Here is a 17,782-nt window from a genome sequence, read left to right as displayed (position 1 = left end):
ATTGTCGAATAAGTTGAATCACTAACGCTGAGGAGCTGTAAAATGCTTTTTTGTATGGATCGCATTATGGGCAGTGGCTCTTTTCATGCTGTTGTCAGATCCGCGTTCCGCGGTCGCCCGGCGACTGAGCGCCTTAGCATTCAGCGGAGGGGCGGGAGCGCTGGCAGCAACGCTAGCCAGCACATTTATTCCTTATATAAATGCCAATTATCCCAATCTGCAGATAGAAGATACACTCTACCATGTACAAGCTACTTCTTCGCTTATCTCTTACTACGGGGTTCCTTATACTTTTCTGTTGTTTTCGTTGGCTTACCGGTCTGTTAGACTGTCAGGCAGCTGGAAATGGCTGCTGCCGTTGATATTGCTTCTCCCGATTGCGGGCTGCCTGATCCTTACGCCGCCTTATAATGAAATGTATCCGGTCAGTCATGACGTGGTGGTATGGTGGGCGGTTCCTTATTTCATGACCGGGACGGCGCTCGTTTTGTGGAGACGCCAGGATCGCTATTTTCTCTCTCCGACGCATTGGATTCTCTGTTTGGCCGTACTTCCTCCCGTTCTTTTTTGCATGCTGATGAGTTACGTCCTTCCGAGCTTCGGCGTTCTGCGGATGTGGATTTACAATACGCTCTTCGTCGGAATCGGCGTGGCGGTGTTCGTCATCGGCCTGTTCACTTATGGCTTTATGGGTGTGCGGGTGATGATCGAGCGCAGGAGACTGGACTCGACATTACGGGCCGTTACCTCGGGTACTGCCATTCTGAACCATGCGATTAAAAATGATGTCGGCAAAATGCGTCTCTTCGGCGAGAAAATCAAATCATACGCGGAAAACACCGGCCAGCCGGAATTGCTTGAGGATATTCGCATCGTGCTGAACGCCTCATTACATATCCAGGACATGATTTCACGCGTTCACCGTCGTACTGAAGACCTGGTGATTAAGCCTGGGCGTATTAATCTAGGGGAGCTCATTCATAGGTCGCTGACACCGCATAAGCCTATGATGGGTAACATTCAATTAATCGTTGACGTGCCGGCCGGATGGATCTGCACTGTGGATCCTGCTCAAGTCGGAGAAGCGGTTAACAACTTGGTGTCCAATGCGGTTGATGCGCTCGCAGGCGAAGGTGAGCTGTACGTTGCTTTGCGGGAAAGCAAGCGGGAGCTGACGATTGAGATTCGCGATACAGGGCCGGGGATGGACAAAGCGCAGATCGCTCTAGTTCTTCAGCCATTTTACACAACTAAGGGAGGCAATAACGGCAACTTTGGTTTGGGTCTGCCGTATGTCTACTATGTGATGAGAAAACATCGGGGCTCACTGCGCATTCACAGCAAAGCAGGCTTCGGCACTTCCGTTTATTTGACTTTCCCCAAGCGCAATGTGCAAGCGGAATATGTGAACATCGGCAGTGCTGCCAAAGGGGTAGATGCTTATGGAACCCATTAAAGTATGGATCGTCGAGGATGACCGAGACTGGCTTCGCGGACTCACCGCGTATCTGGGCAGCCAGGAAGGCATTGAGGTTGTTTTTACGGCGGACAAGCCGGACGATGTGAGGATCGCGCTCGCTGCAGAATCAGAAGATGCGGATGTCGTATTAATGGACATCATGCTGGGCGATGTTCCGGAGGGAATAGCACTCGCGGAGGAAGTGGCGGAGTGTACCGGCGCCCGAGTCATCATGCTCACATCCATGGAGGAGAAGGATCTCATCTTCCGCTCCTTTCAAGCGGGTGCCATCGACTATCAGATCAAATCGGATTTCGAATCCCTGCCCGATGCGATCAGAGCCGCCGCCCGGCGTGAATCGCCGATCAGCTCCGCGGCCGCCGAGCGGATGCGGGAAGAGTTCCGGCGCCTCAAGCGTATGGAACGTGAATTTCAGGTGAAGACGATGCAGGATCTAATCACACCTTCGGAGCTTCAACTGCTGAAGCTGATCGACAAAGGATACTCCCAATCCGAAATCGCAGGCAAGCTGGTCGTGTCGATACGAACGGTGAAAAACCATATCAACCATATTCTGAAGAAGCTGAAGTCCAAAGGCTCCAAAGAAGCGGCTCAGCAGGCGAAAGAGCTCGGACTTTTAGATAAAGATACGTGATGACAAGATGGTACCACATAAAGTTGGTACTATTTTTTTTTATGCCAATTTTCTACAATGAAGCTGTAACCGAAACCAACTCGAACGAAGGAAAGAGGGGTCGGAATGGCATTCGAACCTTTCACGGCGGCGCATGGAATGGGCATCGCGATGGCTGCCGCTATCGTGATCGCAATCATCGGCTTCCGGAGGAAATTGAGGGAGAACGCAGCCTGGAATCGAGCAGCTCGTTACGGGCTGGCCGCATTCCTGGTGAGCTGTGAAGCAGCGCTTTATATCTGGTACGCGATTACGGACAATTGGGGCTTGCACTCGCTGCCGTTCCAACTGTGCAGCATCATGATGTGGCTGTCGGCAGCGGTGCTGCTGAACCGGAGCCGAAGGTTGTACGAAGTCACGTTCTTCATCGGGATGCTGGGTGCCTTACAAGCGCTGTTGACCCCGAATTTGGATGCCGCGTTTCCACAGTTCCGCTTTTTTCACTTTTTCCTTGCTCATGGAGCAATCATAGGCGCCGGTGTTTTCCTGACTGCGGTTGAAGGTTACCGGCCCCGGGTGTCATCGGTGTTCAGAGCCATCGGTTGGCTGCACGTTCTTGCAGTACCGGCAGCTGTGACGAACTATTTTACCGGAAGTAACTTCATGTTCTTGGCGCGTAAACCGGCAACGGCCTCACTGCTGGATGTATTGGCTCCTTGGCCTTGGTATTTGCTTCAGCTGGAAATCGTGACGCTTGTCCTGTGCGGCTTGCTTCTCGGCATAGTGCTGGCTGCGGATCGGGTGTTCACTGCGAACAAAAGAAGTTCATCCCCTATGGAGGCTGATTGATCATGGATCAAATCATTCGTAAACACTGGACATCGCTGCTTGGCGTGTTATTCATCGTGGCAGCATTTGTGACATTATTCAAATACACAATCGATCAAGGCTGGATTAACGATTACATGAAGATCGGGTTCGGATTGCTGACGGGAACCGGATTGTGCGTCGCCGGATTGGCGTTAACACGACGGGCTATCAGCTTAGCAGCCGTTCAAATCATTCTCGGACTGGGCGCCTGCATCCTGTACGCAACGTTCTCTTTTGCGGGTATCTATTATGAGTTATGGAGCCCGATGACCGTGCTGATCGGCATGACGGCAGTCACGGCGGGGGCATCGGCATTCGCTTACCGGTTTGACTCCCGATTGCTGATGAACATCGCGCTGGCGGGAGGTTTGCTGTCACCGCTGCTTATGCAGCCTATAACGGACCAGGTGTTCACGCTGTTCCTGTATCTTCTCGTAATCAACTCAGCCTTCTTTTACCTGAGTATCGCCAAAAACTGGACCGAGTTGCGAATTCACGCTTTTATCGGAACATGGATCGTGTATGCGGTGTATTTCGTGCACTTTAACCCTCCGACGGAAGGGATTTGGAGTATGCCGTTCCGTTACGCGCTCGCTGCATTCGTCTTTTACCTGATCGGGTTCCTGTTGTCCTCTTGGAAAAGCAACCGCTGCTTCGACGGATGGAATTTGTACCTCAGCTTGGCCAACGGTGTACTGTTCGGGTGCTGGGCGGTGTTCATTCTGTACGGTGAATTGCATTATGCTTATGTGCTCACATTCATCGGATTGGTGTATCTGATTACCGGTGCAGTGATACGTCGTCTCATCGGTAAGATCGATGTGTCGTCGATGAGCCATGCCCTTGTCGGACTGCTGATGCTGCTGCTGGCAGCGACCCACGTGGGCAGCGGGATGGATGTTAAACCGCTGATCAACGTGTATGTATGGGGCGGTATTGCCGGCGTTCTGGCTGTAGTCGGTCAGGCACGGCGCTGGGTGAGTATGACTGTGACTTCTCTAGTCATCTGGTTTGCGGTCGGCTGTTACTGGTTCGCAGTCACATGGGACACACCGCGCGGCGAGTGGTTCGGCACTTTCATTCCGTTCCTCAATTGGGGCGCAATGGCATGGGTACTGCTCGCGGTCATCGGATTTTACTATTCGATCGAAGCAGCTAAAAGTAATGAATCGATGATGTCCCATACGCTGGCGATTCTTGCCCACTTGATCGTGGGAGGTCTGCTGACGGTTCAAATCATGAGCGTATTCGAAGAGTATTTCAGCGGTTCCTCCGGTCAACTGCTGCAGCTGACTTTGTCGGTATCCTGGGGGATTTACGCCTTGCTGCTGTTCTTATGGGGAGCCTACCGCCGGCAATCGCTGTTTCGTTGGTTCGGTACGGGCGTGCTGCTCTTGGTCGCCATCAAGGCGATGTTCCTGGATCTAAGCGGGGAGGTCGTGCTGTACAAAGTGCTCGTGCTGCTTGTCCTTGGCGGGATTTCGTTCCTCATTACTTGGGTGAATGGAAAATGGGCCGGGGAAAAGGCGGCGGATGTGAACGTGCAAGAGAGTCAGGATGGTGCTTAATGCCGGATTGGATTCGATCGGCGATTCAACTGGAAAACCTCCTGCTAATTCGCTCGTTCAGACCTTGGTTTTCCGGCAATAAATAGCTGCACTGAAGAAGAGACCTCCAGCTTCCCTAGCTGGAGGTCTCTTTGATGTTACAGTTTGAATCGTTCTATATGATCCCGTAAGTTCTCTTTCAACAAGATTTCCTTTTGCTTCGGGCCGATCAGGTCGAAATGGGGAAAGGGCGGGCGGTTATGAATATATTTGGGATTTAGTCCGTTAAGCCTGCACCACTCGGTTAATACTTTCAGGTCGGCACTGCCCACTTTGGTTACGGTTTTAACACCCGGAAACCGCGAATCCAGCCAGTAGTGGGTGAGATATGCGATTTCTCCCCTGCTGACGGCTGTTTTCCAACGATTCAATTCCACTCTCGTAATGCCGAATGCCAATATGCTCATCCTTTTCCGGATCAGGAATCCAAGGTTGTTGTGATTATTATAGCATGTTGAAGAGGGTTTGACGGTGGGGTGAAGGGCGCGGATAATAATAGCATGTAATGCCGACCGGCCGAGAGGAGTTTCTTATGTCTACCGAATTGATGCAATCACTGGCACGCGAGAAAATTGTGGCGATTATGCGGGGATACACATTAGAACAGACGGATGCTGCAGCAAAGGCGCTCGCTGATGGGGGGATCGTATTCCTGGAGGTAACGCTAAATACGGACGGAGCGCTAAGAACGATCTCACATTTACGGGAGAAATACGGCGGGAGAATGAGGATCGGAGCCGGTACGGTGCTGGATTTGGGGCAAGCCAAACAAGCGCTGGCAGCAGGGGCCGAATATCTGATTTCTCCTAACCTGGATGAAGAGGTAGTGGGTTACGGCATTCAGCAGGGCGTGGAGGTATGGCCTGGAGCAATGACCCCTACGGAAATCGTTCGAGCGTATAAAGCAGGCGCTTCGGCAGTCAAGCTGTTCCCGATGGCGGCTTTAGGATTCGATTACTTTAAAGAGATACGTGCGCCCTTGAACCGGATTCCGATGATCCCGACGGGCGGGGTAAATCTGCACAACATTCGTGCTTTTCTGGATGCAGGTGCCGTTGCGGTAGGTATAGGCGGCAGTCTGGTGGATCATCGCTGTGTGAAAGAAGGCAAGTATAGCGTTATTACGAATACGGCTCAATCATTTGTAGCGGAAGTTCAAGGAACCGTACAGGCCTAATTATAAAATGAACAAACCCCCGGATAACCTATCATCGGGGGTCAATCATGTTACACGACCAATCGATTAAAACTCTCGTCAAATTCCCGTCTTAAAGCCGCCTTTTCCTCCCCGTCCAAAAAAGATGCCTCCACGCCATTCAAAATTAACGCTGTAATTTCCGCCAAGCTGAATCCGAATTTGTCTGCGAGAACCTTGTATTCCTGTGTGATGTTCGTGCCGGACACGCCGGGGTTATCCGTATTGACGGTGAACAGGATCCCTTGCTCGAAATATTCCCGGATCGGATAACAGTCCCATCCTGTGACCGATCGCGTCTGAATATTGCTTGTCGGGCAGAGCTCAAGCGGAATTCGTTGTTCACGGATCATCTCCATGACCCGGACATTTTCCTTCAATCTCACACCATGCCCTATGCGGCGAGCTCCCAGGTTCACGACCGCTTCCTCGATATTATCGGGTCCTGCAGCCTCCCCGGCATGAATCGTGATCGGAATTCCGCGCTGCCGGGCGAGCCGGAATACTTGACGGAAGAGTTCTGCGGGATAGGAGGCTTCGTCGCCCGCCAAGTCAACGGCAACCAACCCTTTACCGTAAAAGGAAGCCGCCGACTCGACCACTTCCAGGTTCGCGCCGAACGAATGGTTCCTCATACATATCGCGATGACGCGCGCTTTGACACCGAACTGCTCTTCGCCTTTATTCAATCCTTGGATCACTGCGTTAATTGCTTCTTCTGTCGTTAATCCGTTATGGCGGTGTAATTGCGGCGCGAACCGGACTTCGATATATCGGATACGGTGAACCGAAGCCTCCGCAACGACCTCCCAAGCGACTTGTACCAATGCTTCTTTCGTTTGCAGGAAGGGAAGTACGAAGTCGAATTTGACGAGATAATCGGAAAGATTATTGCAGCCTCCATCAACTTGCAAATAAGTTAGAAGTCCGTTGGCCTCATATGTGGGGAGAGGAATTCCTTGCAATTCCGCCAGCGACAAAAGTGTGCGGGGTTTGACACAGCCGTCGAGATGGACATGCAGATCCACTTTCGGTAGCTCCTCTAATACATGTAAGGAAACGATAACCATCACCCTCTTCTGATATATATGTTAATTAATATAACATCAATGTGCAGAAAATTAAACCATTTTAGAAAAATGGTTATTTTGTGTAAACTATATTAACACAAAGTTAACTTTAGGGTTGTGGAAGGGCTCGCGTATGTCGGATTGAAAAGGCTGCTTTCAGGGTAAAATTCAACTTATGTGTGCGTGCCCCGAACCAAATATGACAACATATAAATTAAGCGAATTATATATTGTGTCATAAATGGGTTTGTGGTATACCATACTTATTAATGTGACAAACGATTTGAGGAGGACATGCAGAAATGAAGTTTTTCTTGGATACTGGGAATGTCGACGAAATCAAAAGAATCGTTAAGCTCGGTTTGGTGGATGGCGTTACGACGAACCCGTCTTTGATAGCGAAAGAAGGACGCGTTTTTAAAGATGTGATTAAAGAGATTACAAGCATCGTAAGCGGTCCTGTGAGTGCGGAGGTCGTGAGCCTCGACGTGAATGGAATGCTTAGTGAAGCTCATGAGATCGCGCAATGGGCGCCTAATGTCGTCATCAAGCTGCCGATGACGGAAGCTGGATTGGAAGCCACGCACCACCTCCATAAGGAAGGCATCAAAACGAACGTAACGTTGATTTTCAGCATCGCACAAGGGTTGATGGCAGCCAAAGCGGGTGCGAGTTATATCAGTCCTTTCGTAGGCCGGCTGGATGATATCGGGGCCGATGGTATGGCGCTTGTCAGCGGCTTGCGTCAAGTATTGGATCAATACGGCCTTGCATCCGAAATAATCGCAGCAAGCATTCGCCACATCGGCCATGTGGAGGAAGCCGCTCTGGCCGGGGCCCATATTGCCACCATCCCCGGTTCTCTGCTGCCTGCACTATGGAAGCATCCGCTGACGGATAGCGGCATCGATCGATTCCTCAAAGACTGGGAGAAAGTACCGAAGCTGTAAAGCAGCTCATTCAACTTTCGACCATCCCGAAGGAGGAAACGGGTATCGAACTCACCGCCAGACAACTGACGATCATTGACCTGATCAAAAAGCAAGGCCCGATCACCGGTGAACAAATCGCCGAAAACCTGGGCATCAGCCGTCCGACCATCCGGTCGGACTTGTCTGTTTTGGTCATGTTAGGGTATATAGACGCAAAACCGAAGGTCGGTTATTTCCTTGGGAAAGTGATGACATCCGAAGGACAGCTTAACGAGAAGCTTCTCAGTCTGAAGGTTAAAGATGTGATGTACCGGCCTGTTGTCATTGAAGAAAGTGCGACCGTCAACGATGCTGTTATCAGCTTGTTTGTGGAAAATGTCGGAATGCTTACAGTGACGGATGAGCAGGGAAGCTTGGTTGGACTGGTTTCCCTTAAGGATCTGCTGAAAGTCACTTTGGGCAATCCGAATGCCGCGTCCATACCGATCAGCATGGTAATGACGCGGGTTCCTAGAATCGTTACGATTACGCCGGAGGATTCCGTATTGGAAGCGGCGAAAAGAATGCTGCATCACCATGTCGGCGGGCTGCCCGTCGTTAAAATACAGGATGACGGAAATCGATATGAAGTCGTCGGGCGGATCACCAAGACAAGTTTGACGCAGGCTTGGGTGGATCTTACATCGGGTGCTATCGCTCAGTAGGGGGAAAAGGAATGCCGGAGGAACGACAGAAGGTTATTTTTGTATGCTCGGATGCAGTAGGGGAGACGGCGGAGGCGGTGGCCAAAGCGACCATTCGGCAATTCGCCACCGAGCAGGTTAAGCTTCGGAGGTACGGCAACATCAAGCACGAAGATGAAATCCGGTCTATTATCGCGGAGGCTGCGGCAGCCGGCGGATTCATCGCATACACGTTAGTTCAGCCGGAGCTTCGGGAGACGATGCGCGAAGAGACGATCCGCGCGGGCGTTCGCGCCGTGGACGTGATGGGGCCGATGATGCAGGCCTTTATCGACACATATAACGATTCCCCGAAGTACAAGCCCGGGCTGCTCCATGAAATGGACGAGAATTATTACCGTAAAATTGAAGCGATAGAGTTTGCGGTCAAATACGACGACGGCAAAGACGCGAAAGGTCTGCTTCAGGCACAAGTCGTATTGGTAGGCGTCTCTCGCACCTCGAAGACTCCTGTCAGCATCTATCTGGCTCACAAAGGCATCAAAACAGCGAACTATCCGCTCACCATCGAAGTCAAACCTCCGAAGGAATTATTCGAATTATCTAATCCGCTTGTTATCGGATTGACGATGCAGCCCGAGAGATTGCTCAGGATCCGGACGGAGCGGCTGAAAGCATTAGGCTTGCCGAGCCAAGCGCATTATGCTTCCTTGGAGCGGATTGAAAAAGAAATACGTTTCGCCGCGGAAATTATGGACCGATTGAATTGTCCCGTGATCGACATTTCGGAGAAAGCCATTGAAGAAACCGCCGGCCTCATAATGGAAATGTTGGCTCCATAACTTCTTAATAAACATGCAGTCCCGCACAGAATGAACCAGATTCTGCCGCGGGACTGTTTTTTGATAAAGCGCTATTGACACCGATTTATGTAAGCGGTACCATATTGGTAAGATTATGAAAAGGTTTTCAAAAAGAAAGGTCCACAACAAATGAAACCAACAATTAAAGATGTTGCCAAGCTGGCTAACGTCTCGATCAGCACGGTTTCCCGCGTAATGAATTCCCCCGATTCGGTAGTGGAGAGCAAGAAGGTCCGTGTTCTCGATGCCATCGACAAGCTGAAATACAAACCTAATGCATTGGCACGAGGATTAATTTACAAGAAAACCAACACCATTGGCGTTATCATCCCGGATATTCGGAATCCATATTATGCGGACATCATCCGCGGAATGGAGGATGCCTCGAAGAAGCTCGGATACAGCCTCATCATTTGCAACACCGACCGCGACAAGAAACGCTTATTTTCCTACCTGAACAATTTCTACGAGAAGCAGATTGACGGCATTCTGTACACCAGCGATCCCGTGTTTCCGGATTATTATCATGAATTGCAGCGCCTTCGCATGCCTATTGTCCTTGTGTCGACTCATTCGATGGAATACGATCTGCCATCTGTGAAAATCAACGACGAACAGGCGGCATATGACGCTGTTAAGTTTCTGATCGATTCGGGACACCGCAAGATCGGTATGATCGCTTTTGAGTTAACCGACGGGATTGCCGGATGGACCCGATACCACGGGTTCGTAAGGGCGCTGCGAGAGCATGATCTTGAAGAGTGTAAGGACAACGTCGTGTTTGTGGAAGGCTGGACTTACGAGACGCCGGACGCAGCAGCCTCCACCTTGTTATCGAAATGTCCGGATTTGAGCGCAGTATTCACAGTCTCCGACGAGCTTGCGATCGGTCTGCTCTGCTACTTGAACGAGCAAGGCATCAAGGTTCCGGAACAAATATCCGTCATCGGCTTCGATAACATCAGGCTTGCGAAGCTCACGGTACCCAAACTCACCACAGTCGCACAGCCCACGTACGAGATCGGCTACCGGTCAGTGGAAAAGCTCAATGCGATCATTGAACAACAAGAAGATCCGGTATTGCGAGAGTATCTGCCCCATGAAGTGATTGAAAGGGCATCAACCCGCAGGCTCAATCGTTAATTTGCGATCTGTGAAAAGCTTTTCATAGGCGATTGGTTGATGCAACGCGCGGGCGGCCCGGTAAGGCCGGTTACCGGCCTTGCAGCACAGAGTAGCAGGACGCTTTCGGCGTGTAAGGCCGGTTTGCTGCCTTAGAGCACAAAGTAGAAGGAAGCTTTAGGCGTGTAAGTCCGGTTGCCGGCCCTACAGCACAAACTGGCAAGCGGTTCCGCTCGTGTAAGACGGCTTAGCCGCCTTACAGCACAATTGACAAGCGGATCTGCTCGTGTAAGACGGTTTAGCCGCCTTGCAGCAGGAGCCGCCGGAGAAATATCTTCTGTAAGACGGCTTAGCCGCCTTACAGCCCGAGCAGTAACACAAAAGTGTGGATGTTCCAGTAAACCCACCATGCGATGCGCGCACAGAGAAACAGAAGAGTTGGCAAGCGGATCCGCTCGTGTAAGACGGTTTAACCGCCACGCGAGGCGGGACGACTTAGTACGGGTGTAACTTTACATTCATTAGAGGAGGTGAAGTTCGGGAATCATTTCGGAGTTATGTAAGCGGATGCATAGCAAGAGAGTGAGAAAACAACATTTTATCAAAGGGGCTGAATCGATTGAAAAAAATGAATAAAACGAGCAGTCTGGTTACGGTACTTATTCTGGTATTCGCCTTAATCATCTCCGCATGCGGTAAGAACAACGCCGAGAGCTCTCCTTCGAGCTCAAGCGAGCCTTCTCCAACTCCATCAGCGAGTGCCAGCACTCCTGCTCCGAGCAGCAGCGCACCGGCAAGCGGCAGCGCGTTGGAGGAAGCGCTGGCCGGCAAGTACAAAGGAACGACAGTAACGATGTTCGGTCCTTTCACCGATGCCGACCAAGTGAAATTCGAAGAAGCAATCAAAGACTTCGAACAGAAATCCGGAATCGATATTAAGTATGAAGGCTCCAAAGAGTTCGAAGCTACGGTATCCGTTCGCGTAGAAGGCGGCAACGCGCCGGACATCGCCGACTTCCCGCAGCCGGGCCTTCTGAACAACCTCGTTCAAAAAGGGAAAGTCATCGATGTCTCGAGCTTCATTAGCGCCGACAAAATGAAAGAAAAATACAATCAGAGCTGGCTCGACATGGCCTCGATGCAAGGTCCTAACGGCCCGATTATGGCCGGAGTCTGGGCTCGCAGCAGCGTGAAGAGCCTTGTGTGGTATCCGAAAAAAGCGTTCGAGGAAGCCGGCTACACCGTTCCGAAAACATGGGACGAAATGATGGCGCTGACCGAGCAAATCGCTAAAGACGGCGATCCGGCTTGGGCGATCGGAATCGAAAGTGGTACGGCAACCGGTTGGCCGGCTACCGACTGGATGGAAGATATCATGCTCCGTACGACGACTCCGGAAAACTACGACAAATGGGTAAAAGGCGAGCTTCCATTCACGGATCCGGTCGTCAAAAAAGCAGCCGAGAAGATGGCTGAAATTTGGTTGAACAAAGATTATGTATACGGCGGCACGAAATCCATCGTATCCACAGCATTTGGTGATACACCGAAGGTCATGTTCGAAAATCCTCCGAAAGCTTGGCTGCACCGTCAAGCAAGCTTCATCACCACATTCTTCCCGCAAGGATTGAAAGCAGGCGAAGATTACGATTGGTTCCCATTGCCGCCGATCGATCCGGCATACGGTCAACCGGCACTGGTTGCAGGCGACATCTATGCAATGTTTAACGACCGTCCTGAAGTACGGGCTGTAATGGAGTTCTTCACCACGGGCGAATCCATCAAAACTTGGATCCAGTCCGGCGGCGTAATCGCTCCTATGAACGATGCAGACCCGTCCTGGTACACGACAGATGTTGAGCGCCGCATGGCAGAATTGGTCAAGAATGCTACGACAATCCGTTTTGACGGTTCGGACCTGATGCCTGGCGCCGTTGGAGCCGGAACATTCTGGAAAGGTATGACGGACTACGTAAGCGGCACAGTTGACTTGGATACAGCGCTCGCTGAGATCCAAAAAGGTTGGCCGAAGTAAGAGATAACAGGGATGCGATTAGCAAACACGAAGACGGAGGGCAACCCGGGCAACGGCTGCTGCCCTCCGGTTTTTTTTATGGAAGGAGAGTGGGACACGATGATTGCCTCCGCTGCCAAACAGAGTACGGTCCTCAAAATACTATTTAGTATATTGGTGCCGGCGATTAACGTTGCGGGTCATACGGGGATCTTCATATTTCTTCGGGACAGCGAATTGAATTCCATTGTTTATGCCGTGCTCGCCATTCTATGGGGCGTATTCGGAGTGTATTTTATGTACTGGTCTTTGAACTGGGTTGTCGAACTATATTCGGATGTATGGAGGAGACGCATTCAGCCGTTTCTTTTCGTAGGTCCGGCATTTCTGCTCTTGAGCTGGCTGCTGCTCATTCCAACAGTCCGGACGCTCATTATGAGTTTTCAGAATGCAGCATCTACCGAATTCGTCGGATTCGCCAACTACGCCGCGGTTTTTACCGACCGGCTTCTTATCACGGCACTGCGCAATAACCTGCTTTGGGTAGTATTTGGAGCTACCGCCTGCATCGTGCTCGGCTTGTTGATCGCCGTTCTGGCTGATCGAAGCAGCTTCGAGCGAACCGCTAAAGTGATTATCTTTTTGCCGATGGCCATCTCTTTTGTCGCTGCCGGAGTAATCTGGAAATTTATTTACTATTATCAACCCGGAGACGAACAAGTCGGTCTGCTGAACGCCATTGTAGTTGCCTTGGGCGGAGAACCTCAAGCCTGGACAAGCATGACGCAGCCGTGGAATAACTTATTTCTGATCGCCATTCTGATTTGGATGCAAACCGGTTTTGCCATGGTTATATTTTCAGCCGCTCTCAAAGGGGTGCCGGACGATATTCTGGAGGCCGCCAGGGTCGATGGCGCGGGGGAAATTCGAATTTTCTTTCGCATTATCATCCCGTTCATCATGACCACCATTTTGTCCGTGTCGACAACGATCGTTGTATTTACGCTTAAAATTTTCGATGTTGTTATGATTATGACGGGCGGTCAGTATAACACGGATGTTGTGGCAACGCAGTTCTATCGTCAGCTTTTCATGTACCAGAACAATGGTTACGGATCCACGCTCGCTATGATTCTGCTCATCGCCGTCATTCCCGTCATCGTATTTAATTTGAGGCAGATTCGCAAACAGGGGGGATTTTGATGAGACGCAGATCAAGTAGAGCCGGATCCAAAACCGTTGTGAACGTTGTACTGGCCGTCATTTGTCTGATCTGGCTGATTCCCACCGTCGGATTGTTTGTCTCGTCCTTCCGGCCGGCTACAGAAATTCTCAAGACCGGCTGGTGGACGGTGCTGCCGCATAAGGAGAATGTGGCCAAGGACCAAATTCAGCTTCCGAAGGATACCGACCTGAGGCAGCCGATCGAAGTAAACGGTCAAACTTTCAGCGACGATCAACTTCGGGAGGGTGTGAAGTCTGCCGACGGTACGACATTCATGTGGCAGAACCGACGCGCACGGACCATTGATGTCCTTGAACCGGGATGGATAATGAATACGGAATTTACAGCTGAAAATTATAAGGGAGTCCTTACAGGTAAGACCTACGAAATCAAGGACACCGATGGCACGGTAAAAACCAAAAAAGGGAATGGAATGTCCCAGGCGTTCATAAACACGCTCGTCGTCTCCATTCCGGCCACGATCATCCCGATCCTCATCGCGACTTTTGCAGCGTACGCTTTCGCGTGGCTCCGTTTCCCGCTCCGGAAAACGATGTTCGTGATCGTGATCATGCTGCTGGTCGTTCCGCTTCAAATCGCTATGATTCCGATTTTGAGAGACTATACCGCGCTGGGTTTAAACGGAACCTTCCTCGGGATCTGGCTTGCTCATGCCGGATTCGGTCTGCCGCTCGCCACGTATTTTATGTACTCATACATCAGCCAGCTGCCGAGAGACCTGTTCGAGTCCGCTTTTATGGATGGGGCGTCCAACTTTACCATTTTCACACGGTTAATTCTTCCGTTATCGGTGCCGTCCATCGCGTCGATCAGCATCTTTCAGTTTCTCTGGGTATGGAACGACTACCTGGTGGCCCTTATCTTTATCGGTAACCAGCCGGATGTGCAGGTGCTGTCGATGAAAATCGCCGATATGGTGGGTACGCGGGGCAATGACTGGCATTTGCTGACCGCTGCCGCGTTCGTTTCGATGCTGATGCCGCTCGCCGTATTCTTCGGTTTGCAGAAATACTTTGTTCGCGGTCTATTGGGCGGTTCGGTTAAAGGATAAGCTATAAGAAAAAACGTGAAGAGGGATCAGGATGAAACCTTTTGTGGCACCGCCCTCGATTTACCCGCTCGACGAGTGGCAAGTAGTCGAGGAATCGTTCGAAGAGCAGCACCGGCAGCGGAACGAAACGATATTTACAGTAGGAAACGGCTACATCGGCATGCGGGGCGGCTTTGAGGAGAACGACGAGCAGCAGGTCCTGAACGGCGTGAACGGTACTTATCTCAACGGCTTCTATGACTCGGAGCCGATTGTATACCCGGAAGGGGCATATGGCTACGCCAAGCAGAGCCAAACGATGCTCAACGTGGCGAACACCCGAATCATTCGAATCGAAGTGGATGGCGAGCTGTTCAGTCTCCATACAGGCAAGGTGCTCGCCTATAATCGAGAGCTCGATATGCGCACGGGTGTGCTCACCCGTACAGTGGATTGGGAGTCCAAGACAGGCAAACAAGTCCGTATCGTTTTTCGCCGGTTCGTGTGCCTTGCACACAAGCACCTCGCAGCCATTCAATGCGAAATAACCGCCCTCAATTTCCAAGGCAGTGTGTCCATCACTTCGTCCATTAACGGCGAGGTAAAGAATCAGGCCGCTGCAGACGATCCGCGTGTAGGAGCAGGCTTCTCCGGGCAAGTACTGCGCACCGAGGAGGTACATACACAAGGGGAACGCACATGGATCCGGCAGCGCACGAAAAACACCGGCTTCGCTCTTGTCGCTGCCACTGCGCAGTCTGTCCTGTCCGATCGCAAATTCATGCCTATCGGCAGCACGGAAGGACAGAGCGCGTCCGTTGGCTACCAGGTTCCGGTCACTGCCGGTCAGCCGATCTATTTTACGAAATACATGGTTTATTTCAGCTCCAAGGACTGTCCTGAGCCGGAGCTTGCCGACCGTGCGATGCAGCTTCTGGATGAAGCGTTGGAGCAAGGGTACGACGCGCTGCTCGCGGAACAGAAAAATTTTCTCGACGACTTCTGGAGCCGGACGGATGTGAAAATTGAGGGCGACAAGGCGCTTCAACAAGGCATACGCTACAACATGTACCAGCTGCTTCAATCCACCGGGCGTGACGGTAAAACGAACATCGGAGCCAAAGGGCTGACCGGCGAAGGGTATGAGGGGCACTATTTCTGGGATACCGAAACTTTCGTGCTGCCGTTCTTTATCTATACGACACCGACAATTGCCAAGGATCTGCTGGCGTATCGTTACAACACGTTGGACAAAGCCCGCGAGCGAGCGGAGGTGATGTCTCAGAAAGGCGCGTTGTACCCATGGCGGACGATCAACGGGGAAGAGACCTCGGCTTTTTTCCCTGCGGGAACGGCGCAAGTTCACATCAATGCAGACATCATTAACGGATTAAAAAGATATTACGAGGCAACCGGGGACCATTCGTTCATGGCGAAACACGGCGCAGAAATGCTTTTTGAAACGGCGCGCTTCTGGGCGGATCTCGGTTATCACAATCCTGCACGCGACGGAAAATTCTGCATCACCGCCGTGACCGGTCCGGATGAATATACCGCCATTGTCGACAACAATGCATATACGAACGTGATGGCCAAAGACCATATGGAGTTTGCTTATCGGACCTCGGAATGGATGAAGCAGCATCATCCGAAGGAGTTTGCGGCTCTGGCCGCTGCGATCGTGTTGTCTGAAGAAGAGCCTGAAGCATGGCGGCGCGCAGCTGGTGAGATGTTCATCCCCCGGAACGAGGAGCTTGGCATTATCGAGCAAGATGACGGCTTCCTCATGAAAGAGAAGTGGGATTTTGAGAACACGCCTGATGACAAGTATCCGCTTTTGCTGCACTATCACCCTTTGGTGATCTACCGCCACCAGGTGTTGAAGCAAGCGGACGTCGTTCTTGCCTTGTTCCTGCAGGGGCACCGGTTCTCACTGGCGGATAAAATCCGGAATTACAATTATTACGAGGCTATCACGACCCATGATTCCTCGTTGTCCCCTTGTATTCACAGCATTGTGGCCGCCGAAATCGGCTTCGCGGACAAAGCGTACGATTACTTCATCCGAACGGTGCGCATGGACCTGGATGATATTAACGGCAATGTGGAGGACGGCCTGCACACAGCGTCGATGGCAGGCTCCTGGTTGTCGATTGTCAATGGCTTCGGGGGAATGAGGGATTACGAAGGCAAGCTTCATTTCAAACCGCTGCTGCCTAAGCATTGGGATAGCTATCAGTTCAAAATTTCTTACCGGGAACGGCTCATTGACATCCATGTTTCGCCAGACAACGTCACCTACCGGCTGTTGCGCGGCGCGCCATTGGAAATCCTGCACGGCCGCACAACGGTTCATCTGATACCGGGTGAATCTTCAGAGATTTCTACGAAAAAAAGGCTGGAGGCCGTCATTTTCGACTTGGACGGGGTCATAACTGATACAGCCGAGTATCATTACTTGGCGTGGAAAGAGCTGGCTGACGATTTGGGCGTGGTGTTCGATCGGGAAACGAATGAGCAGCTTAAAGGCATCGGACGCATGGAATCACTGGATATCCTGCTCGGGCCATCCGCCGCCAATTTCACGACAGAGCAGAAGCAGGTGCTTGCCGCCGAAAAAAACGAAAAATATAAAGCGTTGATTGAGCGAATTACTCCGAACGACCTGCTCCCGGGAATCCGGCCGTTACTGGAAGAGCTGCGAGCGAGCAACGTCAAGATGGCGGTCGCCTCCGCCAGTAAGAATGCGGTGACCGTTCTTAGAAAGCTAGAAATTGAGCCGTTTTTTGATGTCGTTGTGGATCCGAATTCGTTAGCCAAAGGGAAACCGGATCCGGAGATTTTCCTGGCTGCCGCCGAACAGCTCGATGTGGAACCGACAAACTGCATCGGCATCGAGGATGCCGCCGCAGGAATCGAAGCCATTAAAGCGGCGAATATGGATGCAATCGGCGTCGGCGATCCTAGGCTGCTGAGCAACGCGGATGTCGTCGTAGAAGATCCTTCGATCATTAATCTGGAAATGTTGGAGCAGCAGATGGCCAAATAACACCCGCC

General features: G+C 51.4%; 15 protein-coding genes. 13 read left to right on the top strand and 2 right to left on the bottom strand.

Features of this window, described 5'->3' with window-relative positions; genetic code table 11:
* Positions 1-85 precede the first annotated feature (85 nt).
* The 4 genes from SD71_RS15635 (at position 86) to SD71_RS15620 (ending at position 4,531) form a co-directional block, all read left to right on the top strand.
* Positions 86-1,456 (top strand): sensor histidine kinase, encoded by a 1,371-nt coding sequence (locus SD71_RS15635; RefSeq protein ID WP_052476306.1) that lies wholly within the window; start codon positions 86-88, stop codon positions 1,454-1,456.
* Positions 1,443-2,114, top strand: a complete 672-nt coding sequence (locus SD71_RS15630) for a response regulator transcription factor (RefSeq protein WP_152619483.1) — start codon at positions 1,443-1,445, stop codon at positions 2,112-2,114. Before SD71_RS15635 ends, SD71_RS15630 begins: the two co-directional genes overlap by 14 nt.
* Before the next feature lie 105 nt (positions 2,115-2,219).
* Complete coding sequence (locus SD71_RS15625) at positions 2,220-2,942, top strand: YwaF family protein (protein ID WP_052476305.1); 723 nt, start codon at positions 2,220-2,222, stop codon at positions 2,940-2,942.
* Positions 2,943-2,944: 2 nt separating this feature from the next.
* Positions 2,945-4,531 (top strand): DUF2339 domain-containing protein, encoded by a 1,587-nt coding sequence (locus tag SD71_RS15620; RefSeq protein ID WP_041065070.1) that lies wholly within the window; start codon positions 2,945-2,947, stop codon positions 4,529-4,531.
* Between the two features lie 137 nt (positions 4,532-4,668).
* Here SD71_RS15620 and SD71_RS15615 read toward each other — a convergent pair whose 3' ends face one another.
* On the bottom strand, positions 4,669-4,968 hold the full coding sequence (locus SD71_RS15615; RefSeq protein ID WP_041065068.1) for a hypothetical protein: 300 nt from the start codon (positions 4,966-4,968) through the stop codon (positions 4,669-4,671).
* Between the two features lie 134 nt (positions 4,969-5,102).
* Between SD71_RS15615 and SD71_RS15610 the strand changes: the two genes are divergently transcribed.
* Positions 5,103-5,747 carry a bifunctional 4-hydroxy-2-oxoglutarate aldolase/2-dehydro-3-deoxy-phosphogluconate aldolase gene (locus tag SD71_RS15610; RefSeq protein WP_041065066.1) on the top strand — a complete coding sequence of 215 codons (645 nt, stop codon included), beginning with the start codon at positions 5,103-5,105 and terminating at the stop codon, positions 5,745-5,747.
* Between the two features lie 50 nt (positions 5,748-5,797).
* Here SD71_RS15610 and add read toward each other — a convergent pair whose 3' ends face one another.
* Positions 5,798-6,793, bottom strand: a complete 996-nt coding sequence (add, locus tag SD71_RS15605) for an adenosine deaminase (protein WP_235427156.1) — start codon at positions 6,791-6,793, stop codon at positions 5,798-5,800.
* 344 nt (positions 6,794-7,137) lie between these two features.
* Between add and fsa the strand changes: the two genes are divergently transcribed.
* The 8 genes from fsa (at position 7,138) to pgmB (ending at position 17,774) form a co-directional block, all read left to right on the top strand.
* Complete coding sequence (fsa, locus tag SD71_RS15600; protein WP_041065062.1) at positions 7,138-7,785, top strand: fructose-6-phosphate aldolase; 648 nt, start codon at positions 7,138-7,140, stop codon at positions 7,783-7,785.
* An 8-nt stretch (positions 7,786-7,793) separates the two neighbouring features.
* Positions 7,794-8,471 (top strand): helix-turn-helix transcriptional regulator, encoded by a 678-nt coding sequence (locus tag SD71_RS15595; RefSeq protein WP_326998768.1) that lies wholly within the window; start codon positions 7,794-7,796, stop codon positions 8,469-8,471.
* Between the two features lie 11 nt (positions 8,472-8,482).
* Positions 8,483-9,292, top strand: a complete 810-nt coding sequence (locus SD71_RS15590; protein WP_041065056.1) for a pyruvate, water dikinase regulatory protein — start codon at positions 8,483-8,485, stop codon at positions 9,290-9,292.
* A gap of 150 nt (positions 9,293-9,442) precedes the next feature.
* The gene (locus SD71_RS15585; RefSeq protein WP_041065053.1) at positions 9,443-10,456 is read left to right on the top strand and encodes a LacI family DNA-binding transcriptional regulator; all 1,014 of its coding nucleotides are present in this window, start codon (positions 9,443-9,445) and stop codon (positions 10,454-10,456) included.
* A gap of 607 nt (positions 10,457-11,063) precedes the next feature.
* Positions 11,064-12,470, top strand: coding sequence for an ABC transporter substrate-binding protein (locus SD71_RS15580; protein WP_041065413.1), 1,407 nt, complete (start codon positions 11,064-11,066; stop codon positions 12,468-12,470).
* Positions 12,471-12,482: 12 nt separating this feature from the next.
* Positions 12,483-13,652, top strand: coding sequence for a carbohydrate ABC transporter permease (locus SD71_RS15575; protein ID WP_235427155.1), 1,170 nt, complete (start codon positions 12,483-12,485; stop codon positions 13,650-13,652).
* A complete protein-coding gene (locus SD71_RS15570) occupies positions 13,652-14,746 on the top strand; it encodes a carbohydrate ABC transporter permease (protein WP_041065050.1) in 1,095 nt (364 codons plus the stop codon). Before SD71_RS15575 ends, SD71_RS15570 begins: the two co-directional genes overlap by 1 nt.
* 31 nt (positions 14,747-14,777) lie before the next feature.
* Positions 14,778-17,774 (top strand): beta-phosphoglucomutase, encoded by a 2,997-nt coding sequence (gene pgmB / locus SD71_RS15565; RefSeq protein WP_041065046.1) that lies wholly within the window; start codon positions 14,778-14,780, stop codon positions 17,772-17,774.
* Positions 17,775-17,782 lie beyond the last annotated feature (8 nt).

It is taken from the genome of Cohnella kolymensis, assembly GCF_000829465.1.
GTDB classification, from domain to species: domain Bacteria; phylum Bacillota; class Bacilli; order Paenibacillales; family Paenibacillaceae; genus Cohnella; species Cohnella kolymensis.
Note: the sequence above shows the minus strand (reverse complement) of the source record. Positions and strands in the feature narration are given on the sequence as shown.

Coding starts and splice junctions, on each gene's coding strand:
- SD71_RS15625 (WP_052476305.1), top strand. CDS start 2,220: ATGGCATTCGAACCTTTCACGGCGGCGCATGGAATGGGCATCGCGATG.
- pgmB (WP_041065046.1), top strand. CDS start 14,778: ATGAAACCTTTTGTGGCACCGCCCTCGATTTACCCGCTCGACGAGTGG.
- fsa (WP_041065062.1), top strand. CDS start 7,138: ATGAAGTTTTTCTTGGATACTGGGAATGTCGACGAAATCAAAAGAATC.
- SD71_RS15585 (WP_041065053.1), top strand. CDS start 9,443: ATGAAACCAACAATTAAAGATGTTGCCAAGCTGGCTAACGTCTCGATC.
- SD71_RS15620 (WP_041065070.1), top strand. CDS start 2,945: ATGGATCAAATCATTCGTAAACACTGGACATCGCTGCTTGGCGTGTTA.
- SD71_RS15635 (WP_052476306.1), top strand. CDS start 86: ATGCTGTTGTCAGATCCGCGTTCCGCGGTCGCCCGGCGACTGAGCGCC.
- SD71_RS15590 (WP_041065056.1), top strand. CDS start 8,483: ATGCCGGAGGAACGACAGAAGGTTATTTTTGTATGCTCGGATGCAGTA.
- SD71_RS15570 (WP_041065050.1), top strand. CDS start 13,652: ATGAGACGCAGATCAAGTAGAGCCGGATCCAAAACCGTTGTGAACGTT.
- SD71_RS15580 (WP_041065413.1), top strand. CDS start 11,064: ATGAATAAAACGAGCAGTCTGGTTACGGTACTTATTCTGGTATTCGCC.
- SD71_RS15630 (WP_152619483.1), top strand. CDS start 1,443: ATGGAACCCATTAAAGTATGGATCGTCGAGGATGACCGAGACTGGCTT.
- SD71_RS15610 (WP_041065066.1), top strand. CDS start 5,103: ATGTCTACCGAATTGATGCAATCACTGGCACGCGAGAAAATTGTGGCG.
- SD71_RS15575 (WP_235427155.1), top strand. CDS start 12,483: ATGCGATTAGCAAACACGAAGACGGAGGGCAACCCGGGCAACGGCTGC.